The organism is Streptomyces beijiangensis (assembly GCF_017315755.1).
Lineage (GTDB): Bacteria > Actinomycetota > Actinomycetes > Streptomycetales > Streptomycetaceae > Streptomyces > Streptomyces beijiangensis.
In genome coordinates this window covers 1-15,319 of sequence record NZ_JAFLRJ010000321.1, presented here as the reverse complement: position 1 = coordinate 15,319, position 15,319 = coordinate 1, and the positions used below count along the sequence as shown (strand labels likewise).

Sequence of the window (15,319 nt, the reverse complement as noted above, 5' to 3'; positions counted from 1 at the left end):
GGCCGTCGTCGTGCGAGATGTACGCGCCCGAGCGGAGCAACTTGCAGACGGGCGAGGAGAGTTCGGGGATCTCCGCGAAGACGTCGGCGACGGCGTCGAACCAGGCGCTGCCGCCCGCGCTGATCACGATCTCGTCCGTACCGGAGATACGGGAGAACCGCCCGGCCTTGTCGAAGTCGGCGGCCAGCGCGACGAGCCGCCGCAGCCAGGCGCGGACGCGCTCGCCGTCGGCCTCGGGGACCTCGCCCTCGTAACCGGCGACTCCCGGATCGCCTCCGCGCCGTGCAGGCCCCACGCGCCCGCCGCCTCGTCCTCACCCACGAAGACCAGATCCGCACCACGTGCCAGATCCAGAAGCACCTCGGGACCCCGGCCGTCCCGCCACAGCCCTGGGCGGTAGTTCACATCGAAGGAGACCAGGGGACGGCCAGGAACGCGCGCCGTCAGCTCCCGCATCAGCGCCAGGCAGTCCGCCGACAGCGCCGCCGTGATCCCCGACAGGTGCAGCACCCGGCCCGCGCGCAGGTCCTCGGCCGGCACCGTGTCCGGGGACATCGCCGACGCCGCCGACCCCGCCCGGTAATAGAGCACCTCGTGGTCCGCCGCCTCGCGGTCGTCGGCCGTACGGAAGTAGATGCCGGTGGGCCGGGAGACGTCGCGCCGGACGGCGCTCACGTCGACCCCGTACGCCCCGATCGCCTCCACCAGGTGCTCCCCGAAGCCGTCCGCCCCGACCCTGCTGACCCACTTCGCCGTATGGCCCGCCGCCGCCAGCGCGCAGGCGACATTGGACTCGGCGCCGCCTATGGCGCGGTCGAAACTGGGTACGTCGGCGAGGCGGCCGGAGCGCGAGGGCAGGAACGTGACCATGGACTCGCCGAGGCAGACGACGTCGACGCCGGCTGAGGTGGGCTGCACGGTCACGGGCTCTGCTCCCTGGGGCACTGGACGACTGGATGGCTCGGATGTTAGACAGCAGTGAGCGCGATACGCAATGACCGTTGCACATGTTGCAACGCGAACTCTCCAGGAGGTTCGGATGAACGGCGAAGAAGTAGAAGTAGTCGACCACCGCTTCAAGGGGCTGCCCCCAGCCGCCCAGGGCCTGACGCTCCCCGCCCTGGCCGCCGAGCGCCGCAACCTCTTCACCGACGGGTTCACCACCCCGGTCCTGGCCCTCTCCGCCGAGTCCGTCGAGCACAACCTGGCGCTGATGGAGACGTACGCCACCCGCCACGGCCTCGTCTTCGCCCCGCACGGCAAGACCTCCATGGCGCCCCAGCTCTTCGCCCGCCAGATCGAGCACGGCGCCTGGGGCATCACCCTCGCCGTGCCCCACCAGGTGCGCGTGGCAAGGGAGTTCGGGATCCAGCGCATCTTCCTCGCCAACGAGATCGTCGACGCGGCCGCGCTCCGCTGGATCGGCTCCGAGCTCGACGCCGACCCGGACTTCACCTTCATCTGTTACGTCGACTCCGTGCGCGGCGTCGAGTTGATGGACGAGGCCCTGCGCGGCACCTCGCGCCCCCTGGACGTCGTGGTCGAGCTGGGCGCGGGCGACGGGGCCCGCACCGGCGCCCGTACCGAGGCGGAGTGCGCCGCGATCGCCGACGCGGTGGCCGCCACCGGCACCCTGCGCCTGGTGGGCGTCGCCGGTTACGAGGGCGAGGTCCCCGAGGCCGACGGCGAGCGCGTCCGCGCCTGGCTGCGGCGGCTCGTCGCGCTGGCCGCCGACTTCGACAAGGCCGGGCGGTTCTCCCGTATCTCCGGTACGGACGAGATCGTGATCAGCGCGGGCGGCAGCGCCTGGTTCGACGCCGTCGCCGACGTCTTCGCGGAGATCCCCGAACTCTCCTCGCCCGTCTGCAAGTTGCTCCGCTCGGGCGCGTACATCTCGCACGACGACGGCCACTACCGCCACCTCACCCCCTTCAACCGGGTCCCCGACGAGGGCTCCCTGCACGCAGGATTCCGGCTGTGGGCGCAGGTCGTCTCGCGGCCCACCGGCGAGCAGGCCTTCGTCAACGCGGGCAAGCGCGACGCGGCGTACGACCTCGACCTGCCCGAGGCGCAGGTCGTACGGGACGCGCGCACCGGCGAGATCCGCCCGGCGGCCGGCATCACGGTCAGCGGGCTCTCCGACCAGCACGGCTGGGTTCGGACGACCCCCGAGGCGGACCTCGAAGTGGGCGACTGGGTCGGCATGGGGCTCTCGCACCCCTGTACCTCCTTCGACAAGTGGCAGCTGATCCCGCTGGTCGAGGCGGACGGCACGGTCGTCGACTACATCCGTACGTATTTCTGAGAAGCGGAGCCTTAGTTATGGATCTCGTCATCCGCGACGCCCGCGTCATCGACGGCAGCGGCGCCGACTCCTACCGAGCCGATGTCGCGGTGGACGGCGGCCGTATCGTCACCATCGCCAGGGAAGGGGAAGGGGACGAACGGCCCAGCGGCGCCCGGGTGATCGACGCCGACGGCCTCGCTCTCTCCCCCGGCTTCATCGACATGCACGCCCACTCCGACCTCGCCCTGCTGCGCGACCCCGGCCACGAGGCGAAGGCCGCGCAGGGGGTGACCCTGGAGGTCCTCGGGCAGGACGGGCTGAGTTACGCACCCGTCGACGACCGCACCCTCGCCCAGGTCCGCAAGACCATCACCGGCTGGAACGGCGACGGTGGCGACATCGACTTCGACTGGCGGACCGTCGGGGAGTACCTGGACCGGCTCGACCGGCAGGGCATCGCGGTCAACGCCGCGTATCTCATCCCGCAGGGCACGGTCCGGATGTACGCGATGGGCTGGGACGACCGCCCCGCCACCGCCGACGAGATCCTGCGCATGAAGCAGCTCGTCGCCGAGGGCATGGAGCAGGGCGCGGTCGGTATGTCGTCCGGTCTGACGTACACGCCCGGGATGTACGCGGACGACGCCGAACTCACCGAACTGTGCCGGGTGGTGGCCTCCTACGACGGCTACTACTGCCCGCACCACCGCTCGTACGGAGCCGGCGCCATCCAGGCGTACGAGGAGATGGTCACCCTCACCCGTACCGCGGGCTGCGCCCTCCATCTCGCCCACGCCACCATGAACTTCAGCGTGAACGAGGGCAAGGCGCCCGAGCTCCTGACCCTCCTCGACCGGGCGCTCGACGCGGGCTCCGACATCTCCCTCGACACCTACCCGTACACCCCCGGCTGCACCACCCTCGTCGCGATGCTCCCCAGCTGGGCGAGCGAGGGCGGGCCCGACTCGATCCTCACCCGGCTGCGGGACGACGCGACGGCGGAGAAGATCCGCCAGGTCATGGAGGTCGAGGGCGCGGACGGCTGCCACGGGGTGCCCATCGAGTGGGACACCATCGAGATCTCCGGGGTCAGCGACCCGGGTCTCGCGGGCTGCGTCGGCAAGACGATCGCGCAGAGCGCGGCGGAGCGCGGCGAGGAGCCGTGGGTCACCGCCCGCCGTCTGCTCATCAACGACCGGCTCGGCTCGACGATCCTGCAGCACGTCGGCCATGAGGACAACGTCCGGCAGATCATGCGCCACCGCGTCCACACGGGCGGCAGCGACGGCATCCTCCAGGGCTACAAGCCGCACCCGCGCGCGTACGGCACCTTCCCGCAGTTCCTGGGCAAGTACGCCCGCGACCTGGGCGTCCTCTCCCTGGAGGAGACGGTCGCCCACCTCACCTCGCGTCCCGCGGCCCGTCTGCGCCTGCCCGACCGCGGCCTGGTCCGCGAGGGTTACCGCGCCGACCTGGTCCTCTTCGACCCGGAGACGGTGGCGGCGGGCTCGACCTTCGAGGCGCCGCGCACGCTGCCGGTCGGCATTCCGTACGTACTCATCGACGGGCGGTTCGTGATGGACGACGGCAAGCGGACGGACGTACTGGCGGGCAAGTCGGTCCGCCGCCAGGCGTGAACCGCGCGGCCTGACCGGCCGACAGCCGGGTGCCGCCCGCCCCGTGGCGACGGGGGCGGGCGGCACGTTCCACGGAGCGGGGCGGGGCTAGCTCTCGCCCTTGTCCTTCTTCTCCTTGCCGCCGCCGCTGCGCCAGCTGGCCGACTGGGAGGCGCGGCTGCCGTCGTCGACGTGACGGGCGGCCTCCGTGATCTCCGCCTTGAACAGCTCGTCGATGTGCGACGCCAGCCGCGAGCGCACCGTGCTGCTGGTGACGTGCTCGCTGATCTCGATCCCGCCGCCCGTGTCCCCCGCGATCCACGCGCCACCGAAGACCCAGGCCTGCCGGTCGACGGCCGGGTGCACATTGATGAAGAGGACGCGCGCGCCGTACGTGATCCGGATGGCCTTGTAGGCGAGGTTGTCGCCGCCCACCCAGGCCCACGCGTAGCCGGTCACCTTGCTGCTGACCGCGGTGAGCGCGGCGACGGTCCGCTGCTGAGCGGCGGGTACAGGTGTGGCCATGGTCCGTTCCCCCTTGCTCCCCGGGCCGGGGTCCGGCCCCGTGGGCCAGAGTCTCTTCCGGCGCCGCCATGAACGCCATGCACGGGACCGAAGGATCAGCCGGCTGCCACAGCACCGCGCGGGGCGGGGTGGCGGATGTCACTGAGGGCCGGGAACGGCCAGGTTCCTTGCCGCGCGCCCGTCCCCGCCGTGCATTCCATGCGCCCGGACCGGCCCGCGCATTGCGATGGAAGCCGGAGGCGGGCGCGGGGCGGCGCGAGGTCCTCCTACGGGTCACATGTCCGGGCACACGCCGTAACACGCCCGTAAAGTTGCGGCATGCAGGTGATCCAGTCGACGAAGCTCGCCAATGTCTGTTACGAGATCCGGGGCCCGGTCCTGGAGGAGGCGATGCGGCTGGAAGCAGCAGGTCATCGCATCCTCAAGCTCAATACGGGCAACCCGGCCGCGTTCGGTTTCGAGTGCCCTCCGGCGATCCTCGAAGACGTTCTGCGCAACCTCCACGACGCGCACGGCTACGGCGACGCGAAGGGTCTGCTCGCCGCCCGCCGCGCGGTGATGAGCCACTACGAGACCAAGGGCATCCCCCTCTCGGTGGAGGACATCTATCTCGGCAACGGCGTATCCGAACTGATCCAGATGTCGATGCAGGCCCTCCTCGACGACGGCGACGAAGTCCTCGTCCCCGCCCCCGACTACCCCCTGTGGACCGCCTCGGTCTCGCTCGCCGGGGGCACCGCCGTCCACTACCGCTGCGACGAGCAGGCGGACTGGATGCCGGACCTGGACGACATCGAGCGCCGTATCACCGACCGCACCAAAGCCATCGTCATCATCAACCCCAACAACCCCACGGGTGCGGTGTACGACGACGAGATGCTCCGCGGCCTCGCCGAGATCGCCCGCCGCCACTCCCTGGTGATCTGCTCCGACGAGATCTACGACAAGATCCTCTACGACGGCACGACCCACACCCCCACGGCCGCGATCGCCCCCGACCTGCTCGTCCTCACCTTCAACGGCATGTCGAAGAACTACCGGGTGGCGGGCTTCCGCTCCGGCTGGCTCGCGGTCTGCGGTCCCAAGGCGCACGCGTCCTCGTACATCGAGGGCCTGACGATCCTGGCCAACATGCGCCTGTGCGCCAACATGCCGGCCCAGCACGCCATCGCCGCCGCCCTCCAGGGCAAGCAGTCGATCGAGTCGCTGGTCAAGCCGGGCGGGCGGCTGCTGGAACAGCGGGACACGGCGTACGACCTGCTCACGCAGATCCCGGGCGTGACCTGCGTCAAGCCCAAGGGTGCGCTCTATCTCTTCCCGCGCCTGGACCCCGCGGTCTACAAGATCAAGGACGACCGCGAGATGGTGCTCGACCTGCTCCGCGCCGAGAAGATCATGATCGTCCACGGCACGGGCTTCAACTGGCCGGAACCCGACCACTTCCGCATCGTCACGCTCCCCGCGGTCAAGGATCTGCAGGACGCGGTGACCCGGATCGGCACCTTCCTGGACGGCTATTCACAGCCATAAGACGTCACTCAACTTTAGACAGAATCTAAGCTAGGATGGCTTCCTGACCGTAAGCAGGAGGCCATCCCATGTACGAACCGATCCGCAGCAAGTCGGTCCACTCGACCATGGCGGCCGACGCAGATTCCGCCTTCCCGCACCGCACCCGCGAGGAAGAGCTGGACATCCAGCTGGCCGGCCATCTCGCCGCCCTGCTCGCGGTCACCGACGAGCTCGGCCTGGCGCAGGCGGGCGACCGTATCGCCCGCGAGATCGCCCGCCTCCGCTCCACCCCGCCGGCCCGGCACGCAGGCCTCTCGGCCGCGGGCCCCGCCGACCTGCACCTCAGGGCCCACGCCCTCGCGGGCCGCGCCCTGCTGGTCGCCGCCTCGCGCGCGGACACGTCCGCCGCGATCCTGGCCGCCGAACGCATGGACGCCCACACCGCAGCAAACAGCGCCGCCCAGCTGGTGGCCGCGGCCCACTGAACCGGCCCCGGCCCGCAGCCGCGGAGGCGCGCGGGCCGGGCGCCACTCCTCCCCCGACGACGGACGGCGGGCCCCGCACCGGTGCGGGGCCCGCCGTCCTGTGTGCTGCGGCGTGACGCGCTACCGGATCTCGCCCAGCACCGCGAGGATCGCCGCGTCGTCCGCCGCGTCCTTCAGCCGCTCACGGAACCCGGTGTCCATCAGCTTGCGCGACAACATCGCCAGGATCCGCAGATGCTCGTCGCCCGCCGCGGCCTCCGGCACGGAGATCATGAAGATGAGCCTGGCCCTGGTGCCGTCCAGCGAACCCCACTCGATGCCCTCGGCCGACCGCGCGAACCCGACGACCGGCGAGGTCACCGCGTCGGTCTTGGCGTGCGGTATCGCGATCTCCTCGCCGAGTCCCGTGGTGCCCTGCTCCTCGCGGCGCAGCGCCGTCCGGACGAGCTCCTCGACGTCGGCGACCTTCCCGGTCGAGGCGAGCAGCCCGGCCATCTCGCGGATGGCCGCCTCCTTGTCCCCGGCCGCGAGCTGGACCCTGACGGTCTGCTCGGTCAGATATCCGGACAGCACCTCCGGATCCCGGCCGCCGGGCGGCACGGATACGGGGGCGGGAGCGGGTACGGGAGCGGGTACGGGAGCGGGCTTCTTCCGTACGTCCACGGAACCCGTCGTACCGACCGGCGCACCGGCGCCGACCAGGACGGGCTCGGGGCGGGGCGCCCCGATCGGGACGCCTGCGGGGACCGCGCCCTCCTGCCGCTCCTGGCGCCGCAGCTTGAGTTCGATCAGGGCGTTCGTCGCCAGCGCCGTGACGATCACACCTGCGGCCATCGCCACGAAGAACATCGCGACCCCGCTGATGGCGGTGAACAGCGCCACGATCGGGCCGCCGTGCGGAACCTTGTCCTCGACTCCGGCCATGCCGGCGATCGCACCGGCGACCGCGCCGCCGAGCATGTTCGCCGGGATGACCTGCGCAGGCCGCGCAGCCGCGAAGGGGATCGCACCTTCCGAGATGCCGAAGAATCCCATGAACATGGCCGCGATACCGGTGTCCCGTTCCTGCTGGGTGTAGAGCTTGCGGCGCAGCACGGTGGCCAGGCCCTGGCCGAGCGGCATGACGGAGATGGCCGCGGCGGCCATGCCCATCACCGCGGGGTTCGTGCTGATGAGACCGGAACCGACCAGGAAGGCGGTCTTGTTGACCGGCCCGCCCATGTCGAAGGCGATCATGAGCCCGATGATGGCGCCGAGCAGAATCGCACTCGTCCCGGTCATCCCGTTCAGCCAGCTGGTGAGATGCGTGAACACCCAGGAGATGGGCGTGCCGATCACGTAGATGAAGAACAGGCCGACGGCGAGCGTCGACACGATCGGCACCACGATGATCGGCATGATCGGCTGGACCATCTTCGGGACCTTGATCTTCCGGATCCCCAGCACCAGATAGCCGGCCAGGAAACCGGTGGCGATCGCGCCGAGGAACCCGGCGTTCGCGTCTGCGCCGTAGATCCCCACCCCGTCATAGGCGAGGAATCCGCCGATCATGCCGGGGACGAGCGCGGGCCGGTCGCCGAGTGCGTAGGCGATGTACCCGGAGAAGATCGGCAGCATCAGCTTGAAGCCGAGGGAGCCGAGAGCGTTCACGTCGAACCAGAACGAGTCCTTCGGGATCACGATCCCGTCCGGGGTGGAGTGCCCCCCGATCGCCAGCGATATCGCGATCAGCAGACCACCGACGACCACGAACGGGATCATGAAGGAGACGCCGTTCATCAGCGCCTTGTACGCGGCGCTGCGCTCCTTGCCGCCACCGGAGGAAGCGGCTTCGGCACCCCCGCCGCCCGCTCCCTGCACCGGCGCGGTCCGCACGCGCTCGATCAGGCCCTCGGGGTTGGTGATCCCCTCGGAGACACCGACCGACAGGACCCGCTTGCCCGCGAACCTGCTGCGGTCCACGTCCTTGTCCGCGGCGATGATGATGCCGTCGGCCTCTTTGACATCGTTGTCAGACAGCACGTTCTCGGCGCCGATGGAGCCCTGCGTCTCCACCTTCATGTCGATGCCCAGAGCCTGTGCGGTCCGCGTCAGCTTCTCCGCCGCCATGTACGTGTGAGCGATGCCCGTCGGACAGGCGGTCACCGCGAGCAGCTTCACCGGCTTCTGCTCACTGTTCCCCCCGCCGTTGGGGGGGTCGGCCGGACTGGTCACGTCAGAACTCCTCACAGCTTGCTTCACAAGGTCGCGCAAACTTTCGCGGCCTCCTAAGCATCTTGCAACACTTCGGCACATGGACAAGGGGCTATAGGCCCTGAAGATTCACATCTGCAACGAATGTTTGTCACACTCGAGCGGTTCACGGACCGCCTCGCTACCATCGCCCGCATCTGGTGCGACAACGAGATCGGATGGCTGCCATGACCACGTCCACCTTGCAGGACCTGCTCATGAGGTACGTCGACAACGGCACCGTCCCCGGAGCCGTGGCCCTGGTGTCGCGCGGCGACCGTACCGAGGTGCGGGCCGTCGGTACGACCGACGCCGACGGCACCGCCCCGATGACCCGGGACTCGGTCTTCCGTATCGCCTCGATCACCAAGCCCCTCACCGCCGCCGCGACGATGATGCTGGTCGATGAGGGAAAGCTCACCCTGGACGCCCCGGTCTCCACCTGGCTCCCCGAACTCGCCTCGCTCTCCGTCGTCCGTACCCCCTCATCCCCCGTCGACGATGTGGTTCCGGCCGCCCGTCAGATGACGGTCGAGGACCTGCTCACCTTCCGCGCCGGGTACGGCTTCCCCTCCGACTTCTCGCTCCCCGCGGTCCAACTCCTCTTCGGGGACCTGCAGAAGAGCGGACTCGACCCCCAGTTCACGCCCGCCCCCGACGCGTGGCTCGCGGCGCTCGCCCGGATCCCGCTCCTGTACCAGCCGGGCGAGACCTGGCTGTACAACACCTGTTCCGACATCCTCGGTGTACTGATCTCCCGCGCATCGGGCCGGCCGCTCCCCGAGTTCCTCGCCGAGCGGCTCCTGGATCCGCTCGGGATGACCGACACGGGTTTCTCCGTACCCGCCGCCGATCTCGGCCGGTTCACCACCAGCTACCGCCCCACGCCGGACGGCGGCCTGGAGCCGGCCGACCCGCCGGACGGCCAGTGGAGCAGCCCCCCGCTGTTCCCCTCCGGCGCCGGGGGCCTGGTGTCGACGGCCGACGACTGGCACGCCTTCGCCCGGATGCTGCTGGCCGGAGGGAAGACGAAGGACGGCCGCGCGCTCCTGTCGGCCGACGCGGTGCACCGTATGACCACCGACCACCTCACCCGCGCCCAGCGCGAGGCGAGCGGCCTCTTCACGGAGGGTCAGGGCTGGGGATACGGCGGCTCGGTCGACGTGGAGGAGCGCGACCCCTGGAACGTCCTCGGCCGTTACGGCTGGGTCGGCGGCACGGGCACATCGGCGCACATCGTGCCGTCCAAGGGGACGACCGCGATCCTGCTCACCCAGGTCCAGCTCGCGGGCCCGACCCCGCCCACGCTGATGCGCGAGTTCTGGTGGTACGCGGCGACGGCCTGAAGCACGCCCGGCCCCCCGCGCCGTGAGGGGGCGCGGGGGGCCGGGCATGTTCAACTCACGCTCTAGCCAAGGCGCTTGACCAGGGCGCGGTACTCGTCCCAGAGCTCGGTGGGTGTGTGCTCGCCGAAGGTGTTCAGGTGCTCGGGGACCAGGGCGGCCTCCTCGCGCCAGACTTCCTTGTCGACGTTGAGGAGGAAGTCCAGGTCGGACTCGGAGAGGTCCAGGCCCTTCGTGTCCAGCGAGCCCTTGGCCGGGAGGATCCCGATGGGGGTCTCGACGCCCTCCGCCTGTCCGTTGAGGCGCTCGACGATCCACTTCAGTACGCGGCTGTTCTCGCCGAACCCGGGCCACACGAACTTGCCCGCGTCGTTCTTGCGGAACCAGTTCACGTAGTAGATCTTCGGCAGCTTGGCAGGGTCCTTGTCCGCGCCGACCTTGACCCAGTGGCCCATGTAGTCGCCCATGTTGTAGCCGCAGAACGGCAGCATGGCGAAGGGGTCGCGGCGCAGCTCGCCGACCTTGCCCTCGGCGGCGGCGGTCTTCTCGGAGGCGACGTTGGCTCCGAGGAAGACGCCGTGGTTCCAGTCGAAGGACTCGGTCACGAGGGGGACCGCCGTCGCGCGGCGACCGCCGAAGAGGATCGCGGAGATCGGGACGCCCTTGGGGTCCTCCCACTCGGGCGCGATGATCGGGCACTGGCCGGCCGGGACCGTGAAGCGCGCGTTGGGGTGGGCAGCGGGGGTGCTGGACTCGGGGGTCCAGTCGTTGCCCTTCCAGTCGGTGAGGTGCGCGGGCGGCTCCTCCGTCATGCCCTCCCACCAGACGTCGCCATCGTCGGTGAGCGCGACGTTGGTGAAGACGGAGTTGCCCCACATCGTCTTCATGGCATTGGCGTTGGTGTGCTCGCCCGTGCCCGGCGCGACGCCGAAGAAGCCGGCCTCCGGGTTGATCGCGTACAGCTGCCCGTCCTCGCCGAAGCGCATCCAGGCGATGTCGTCACCGATGGTCTCGACCGTCCAGCCGGAGATGGTCGGCTCCAGCATGGCGAGGTTGGTCTTGCCGCAGGCGGAGGGGAAGGCGGCGGCGACGTACTTGGACTCGCCGGTCGGGGGCGTGAGCTTGAGGATCAGCATGTGCTCCGCGAGCCAGCCCTCGTCGCGGGCCATGACGGAGGCGATGCGCAGGGCGTAGCACTTCTTGCCCAGGAGCGCGTTGCCGCCGTAACCCGAGCCGTACGACCAGATCTCGCGGTCCTCGGGGAAGTGCGAGATGTATTTGGTGGTGTTGCAGGGCCACGGGACGTCGGCCTCGCCCTCGGCGAGCGGGGCTCCGAGGGTGTGGACGGCCTTGACGAAGAAGCCGTCGGTGCCGAGCTCGTCCAGGACCGGCTGTCCCATGCGCGTCATCGTGCGCATCGAGACGGCAACGTAGGCGGAGTCGGTGATCTCGACGCCGATCGCCGAGAGGGGCGAGCCGACCGGTCCCATGCAGAAGGGGACGACGTACATGGTGCGCCCGCGCATCGAGCCGCGGAAGACACCGCCCTTGCCCTCGGAGCCGGAGAGGCTGTTTCCCTCTCCCGTGAAGATGGCCCGCATCTCGGCCGGGGCCTTCCAGTGGTTCGTGGGGCCCGCGTCCTGCTCCTTCTCGGAGCAGATGTACGTCCGGTCCTCGACGCGTGCGACATCGGACGGGTCGGACGCGGCGTAGTAGGAGTTCGGGCGCTTGATCGGGTCCAGCTTGGTGAAGGTCCCCTTGGCCACGAGCTCCGCGCACAGGCGCTCGTACTCGGCCTCGGAACCGTCGCACCAGACCACACTGTCCGGCTGAGTCAGTTCAGCGATCTCGTTGACCCACGAGACCAGTTCCTGGTGCTGGGTGGGAAGGACAGCGGGAGCCGCGATGTCGCGCGCCACGGTTGCTCCTATGCAGGTGTGGTGGAGGGTTGAGGTGTTGCCGCCCCGTGGGGGCTGCGACCCGGATGCCTGCACGCCATGAATCTCTGGGGTTGAAATCCTTGGCGCTCATCCGGTGCCGACCGCACTCATCTGATCATCCGCGTGATTCGCCCATATGTCCAGGGGGCCTCTCACGTGAGCATCGCCACTCCGTGACTGAACCTACGGAACCGTAGGTAGCATCGACATATGACTCATGCCGCCTCCGCCGCCGAAGTGACCGAGCTCAGTCCGATGCCGGTCAAGCCGAGAATGCGCGGCTGGCTGCACGCCGGGATGTTCCCGGCCGTGGTCGTCGCGGGGCTGACGCTGATCACCCTCGCCGACTCGACGCGGACGCGGGTCGCCTGCGCGATCTACATCCTCACGGCCTGCATGCTCTTCGGCATCAGCGGGATCTATCACCGGGGGACCTGGGGAGCACGGGGCGAGGCCGTACTGCGGCGCCTCGACCACGCCAACATCTTCCTGATCATCGCGGGTACGTACACCCCGCTCGCCCTCCTGCTGCTGCCGCACTCCACCGCGGAGCCGCTGCTCATCGCCATCTGGGCGGCGGCCGCGGCAGGCATCGCCTTCCGCGTGCTGTGGGTCGGCGCCCCGCGCTGGCTCTACACGCCCTGCTACATCGCGATGGGCTGGGCGGCCGTCTTCTTCCTGCCCGACTTCCTGCACACGGGCGGGGTCGCCGTGCTCATCTGCGTCGTCATCGGCGGGCTGCTCTACAGCGCGGGCGGCGTCATCTACGCACTGAAGCGCCCCAACCCCTCGCCGGCGTGGTTCGGCTTCCACGAGGTGTTCCACTCGCTGACGCTGGCCGCCTTCGTCATTCAGTACATCGCGATTTCCCTGATCGCCTACTAGCCCTACTAGCGCGTTCCGCCTGCATCGCTAGCGCCACGAAGCGGCCGTACCCCGTCGGGTACGGCCGCTTCCGCGTTGACAGTCACAATCTTTTGAGAGTTACTGTCATAAGACATTAACTAGCAAAGATCGATGGAGGGATGGGGACATGGAACGCCGCTGGTGGGCTCTCGGGGCCATGGTCGCGAGCATGCTCGTGATCGGATTCGACACAACGATCCTCAATGTCGCGCTGCCGACGATGGCCGATCAGCTCGGCGCCACGACCGGCCAGCAGCAGTGGATGAGCGATGCGTACATCGTGGTCTTCGCCGCGCTGATGCTTCCCGCAGGACTGCTGGGCGACCGATTCGGACGCCGGAAGATGCTGGTCACCGGGCTCGGGATATTCCTCGTCGGCTCCGTGCTCGGAGCCTTCGCCACCAGCGTCGAGCCGGTGATCGCCGCCCGCGCCTTCATGGGCATCGGGGCCGCGCTGATCATGCCCCTCGCGCTGGCCGTCCTGCCGACCATCTTCGAGCCCAAGGAACAGTCCAAGGCGATGGGCATGGTCGTCGCGGCCTCCGCGCTCGGTATGCCGCTCGGCCCGATCGTCGGCGGCTGGCTGCTCAACCACTTCTGGTGGGGCTCGATCTTCGTGCTCAACGTTCCGCTGGCCGCCATCGGCATGCTGGCCTGCGTCCTCCTGCTTCCCGAGACCCGCGACCCCTCGTCGCCCAGGGTCGACGCCGTCTCCACCGGCCTCACCGTCACAGGCCTCGGGGCCCTGATCTTCGGCATCATCGAGGCCTCCGACCGGAGCTGGGGCGACCCGCTGGTCCTCGGGATGCTGGCCGGCAGCGTGGTGCTGATCGCCGCTCTCGTCGTACGGGAGAAGCGCATGGTCCGCCCCATGCTGGACCTGAAACTGCTGGCCCGGCGGCCCTTCCTGCTGAACACGCTCGCCGCGACGCTCACCATGTTCGTGCTGTCGGGGCTGCTGTTCCTGCTCACCCCTTATCTCTCGGCGGTGCTCGGCAACGACGCCTTCGGGACCGGGCTGCGGCTGCTGCCGATGATGGGCGGGCTGATGGTCGCCGCCAAGGGCACAGGACCTCTGGTGCGGCGGTTCGGCTCGCGGGCCGTCATCAGCGGCGGGCTCGTGGTGCTCGCCTTCGGGGCGCTCCTCGGCAGCCGTACGGAGGTCGGGGACGGGTACGGCTTCGTCGCCCTGTGGCTCAGCGTGGTCGGCCTCGGATTCGGCTTCGCCATGGTGCCCGCCATGTCCGCGGCGATCGGCACCCTGCCCCGGGACGCGGCGGGCAGCGGGTCCGGACTGCTGAGCACCGTACGGCAGACCGGTGCGGCCCTCGGGGTCGCGCTGCTCGGCTCGCTGATGGCCGGGGTGTACGCCGACCGGCTGCCGGCCGGGGCCCCGGAGGCGGCGCGCGACTCGGTGGTCGGCGCGCATCTGCTGGGCGACCCCCGGCTGGCGGCCGCGGCGGACTCCGCGTACATCCACGGCATGGATGTGGCGCTGCTCGTCTGCGGGATCGCGGCGCTGGTCACCGCGCTGCTCGCGGCGGCGCTGCTGCCGAATGCCGTCGCGGAGGTTCCTGCGGCGGAGGACTTGGCTCCGGCCACCGTGGATGCCTGACAATGTGCACCATGGCCGCCACCACTCCCCAGCCGGGACTCCGCGAACGCAAGAAGATCAAGACCCGGACCGAGATCCGCCGGGCCACGTACGCACTGATCGCCGAGCAGGGGTACGACGCCACGACGGTCGAGCAGATCGCGGAGGCGGCCGAGGTCTCGCCCTCGACGGTGTTCCGGTACTTCCCGACCAAAGAGGACATCGTCCTCACCGACGAGTACGACCCGCTGCTGGCGAGGGAGCTGCGCGCCAGACCGGCCGGCGAGCCGGTCCTGGAGTCGCTGCGGTACGTGATCGCCGCGGGCGTCCGGATGGCCAACGCCGACGAGTCCGACGCCGACGAGATGCGCCAGCGCACCGCGCTGATGGTCTCCGTGCCCGCGCTGCGGTCCAGGATGATGGAGAGCATGTCGGTCAGCGCCCACATGATCTGCGAGATCCTGGCGGAGCGCTGCGGCAGGGAATCGGGGGACCTGGAGATCCGGGCGTACACGATGGCCGTGATGGGGGCGCTGCACGAGACGACGGTGTACTGGGCGGAACACGGTCACCAGGACGACCTGGTGGAGCTGGTGGACCGGACGCTGAACACGCTACGAGACGGCCTCCCGGTCTGACCCCGCCGTAAGCGACCTTCGGCCGCTTGTCCTCAATCGCCGGAGGGGCTATTTATAGCCCCTCCGGCGATTGAGGAGCGGGGGTCTGGGGGCGGAGCCCCCAGAGCCCCCGTACCGTAGACGTCGTGTACCGGTTCCTGCTGACCCCCCGCTGGTGGGGGATCAACGTCTTCGTCCTCCTCGCCATCCCCTTCTGCATCTTCATGGGGTCCTGGCAGCTGAGCCGATTCGAAGCCCGCGT

Annotated in this window: 11 protein-coding genes and 3 pseudogenes; 9 read left to right on the top strand and 5 right to left on the bottom strand. The window is 69.7% G+C overall.

All coding sequences use genetic code 11. From position 1 onward, the window contains the following. Together J0695_RS44225 and J0695_RS28735 are read right to left on the bottom strand one after the other, a co-directional pair. Positions 1-265, bottom strand: a pseudogene (locus tag J0695_RS44225) (amino acid deaminase); the annotation flags it as partial. A 4-nt stretch (positions 266-269) separates the two neighbouring features. Continuing rightward, positions 270-870: pseudogene (locus J0695_RS28735) on the bottom strand (sugar kinase); the annotation flags it as partial. Between the two features lie 169 nt (positions 871-1,039). On the opposite strand from J0695_RS28735, the gene J0695_RS28730 reads away from it, so the two are divergent. Together J0695_RS28730 and J0695_RS28725 are read left to right on the top strand one after the other, a co-directional pair. Next, on the top strand, positions 1,040-2,305 hold the full coding sequence (locus tag J0695_RS28730; RefSeq protein ID WP_242553319.1) for an amino acid deaminase: 1,266 nt from the start codon (positions 1,040-1,042) through the stop codon (positions 2,303-2,305). Positions 2,306-2,322: 17 nt separating this feature from the next. After that, on the top strand, positions 2,323-3,924 hold the full coding sequence (locus J0695_RS28725) for an N-acyl-D-amino-acid deacylase family protein (protein ID WP_206966838.1): 1,602 nt from the start codon (positions 2,323-2,325) through the stop codon (positions 3,922-3,924). A gap of 87 nt (positions 3,925-4,011) precedes the next feature. On the opposite strand, the gene J0695_RS28720 is transcribed toward J0695_RS28725, so the two are convergent. Then, positions 4,012-4,428, bottom strand: a complete 417-nt coding sequence (locus J0695_RS28720; protein WP_206966836.1) for a hypothetical protein — start codon at positions 4,426-4,428, stop codon at positions 4,012-4,014. Between the two features lie 318 nt (positions 4,429-4,746). Between J0695_RS28720 and J0695_RS28715 the strand changes: the two genes are divergently transcribed. Both J0695_RS28715 and J0695_RS28710 read left to right on the top strand, forming a co-directional pair. Continuing rightward, positions 4,747-5,958: a pyridoxal phosphate-dependent aminotransferase gene (locus J0695_RS28715; RefSeq protein WP_206966834.1), complete on the top strand. Its 1,212-nt coding sequence runs from the start codon at positions 4,747-4,749 to the stop codon at positions 5,956-5,958. Positions 5,959-6,026: 68 nt separating this feature from the next. Next, on the top strand, positions 6,027-6,425 hold the full coding sequence (locus J0695_RS28710; protein ID WP_206966831.1) for an SCO4983 family protein: 399 nt from the start codon (positions 6,027-6,029) through the stop codon (positions 6,423-6,425). Between the two features lie 120 nt (positions 6,426-6,545). Here J0695_RS28710 and J0695_RS28705 read toward each other — a convergent pair whose 3' ends face one another. After that, a complete protein-coding gene (locus J0695_RS28705) occupies positions 6,546-8,639 on the bottom strand; it encodes a fructose-specific PTS transporter subunit EIIC (protein ID WP_206966829.1) in 2,094 nt (697 codons plus the stop codon). Between the two features lie 206 nt (positions 8,640-8,845). Here J0695_RS28705 and J0695_RS28700 point away from each other — a divergent pair, with 206 nt between their 5' ends. After that, positions 8,846-10,003 carry a serine hydrolase domain-containing protein gene (locus J0695_RS28700; protein WP_206966827.1) on the top strand — a complete coding sequence of 386 codons (1,158 nt, stop codon included), beginning with the start codon at positions 8,846-8,848 and terminating at the stop codon, positions 10,001-10,003. A 62-nt stretch (positions 10,004-10,065) separates the two neighbouring features. On the opposite strand, the gene J0695_RS28695 is transcribed toward J0695_RS28700, so the two are convergent. Then, positions 10,066-11,919, bottom strand: a complete 1,854-nt coding sequence (locus J0695_RS28695; RefSeq protein ID WP_206966825.1) for a phosphoenolpyruvate carboxykinase (GTP) — start codon at positions 11,917-11,919, stop codon at positions 10,066-10,068. 231 nt (positions 11,920-12,150) lie between these two features. Here J0695_RS28695 and trhA point away from each other — a divergent pair, with 231 nt between their 5' ends. The 4 genes and pseudogenes from trhA to J0695_RS44220 form a co-directional block, all read left to right on the top strand. Continuing rightward, positions 12,151-12,825 carry a PAQR family membrane homeostasis protein TrhA gene (gene trhA, locus J0695_RS28690; protein WP_206966822.1) on the top strand — a complete coding sequence of 225 codons (675 nt, stop codon included), beginning with the start codon at positions 12,151-12,153 and terminating at the stop codon, positions 12,823-12,825. A 148-nt stretch (positions 12,826-12,973) separates the two neighbouring features. Continuing rightward, positions 12,974-14,461, top strand: coding sequence for an MFS transporter (locus J0695_RS28685; protein WP_206966820.1), 1,488 nt, complete (start codon positions 12,974-12,976; stop codon positions 14,459-14,461). 2 nt (positions 14,462-14,463) lie between these two features. Further along, on the top strand, positions 14,464-15,078 hold the full coding sequence (locus tag J0695_RS28680; RefSeq protein ID WP_206966818.1) for a TetR/AcrR family transcriptional regulator: 615 nt from the start codon (positions 14,464-14,466) through the stop codon (positions 15,076-15,078). Positions 15,079-15,203: 125 nt separating this feature from the next. Further along, positions 15,204-15,319, top strand: a pseudogene (locus J0695_RS44220) (SURF1 family protein); the annotation flags it as partial.

What these genes read in the sequence shown, in the direction of transcription:
- J0695_RS28685 (WP_206966820.1), top strand. Translation starts at nt 12,974, where the DNA reads ATGGAACGCCGCTGGTGGGCTCTCGGGGCCATGGTCGCGAGCATGCTC.
- J0695_RS28720 (WP_206966836.1), bottom strand. Translation starts at nt 4,428, where the DNA reads ATGGCCACACCTGTACCCGCCGCTCAGCAGCGGACCGTCGCCGCGCTC.
- J0695_RS28710 (WP_206966831.1), top strand. Translation starts at nt 6,027, where the DNA reads ATGTACGAACCGATCCGCAGCAAGTCGGTCCACTCGACCATGGCGGCC.
- J0695_RS28680 (WP_206966818.1), top strand. Translation starts at nt 14,464, where the DNA reads ATGTGCACCATGGCCGCCACCACTCCCCAGCCGGGACTCCGCGAACGC.
- J0695_RS28730 (WP_242553319.1), top strand. Translation starts at nt 1,040, where the DNA reads ATGAACGGCGAAGAAGTAGAAGTAGTCGACCACCGCTTCAAGGGGCTG.
- trhA (WP_206966822.1), top strand. Translation starts at nt 12,151, where the DNA reads ATGACTCATGCCGCCTCCGCCGCCGAAGTGACCGAGCTCAGTCCGATG.
- J0695_RS28725 (WP_206966838.1), top strand. Translation starts at nt 2,323, where the DNA reads ATGGATCTCGTCATCCGCGACGCCCGCGTCATCGACGGCAGCGGCGCC.
- J0695_RS28715 (WP_206966834.1), top strand. Translation starts at nt 4,747, where the DNA reads ATGCAGGTGATCCAGTCGACGAAGCTCGCCAATGTCTGTTACGAGATC.
- J0695_RS28700 (WP_206966827.1), top strand. Translation starts at nt 8,846, where the DNA reads ATGACCACGTCCACCTTGCAGGACCTGCTCATGAGGTACGTCGACAAC.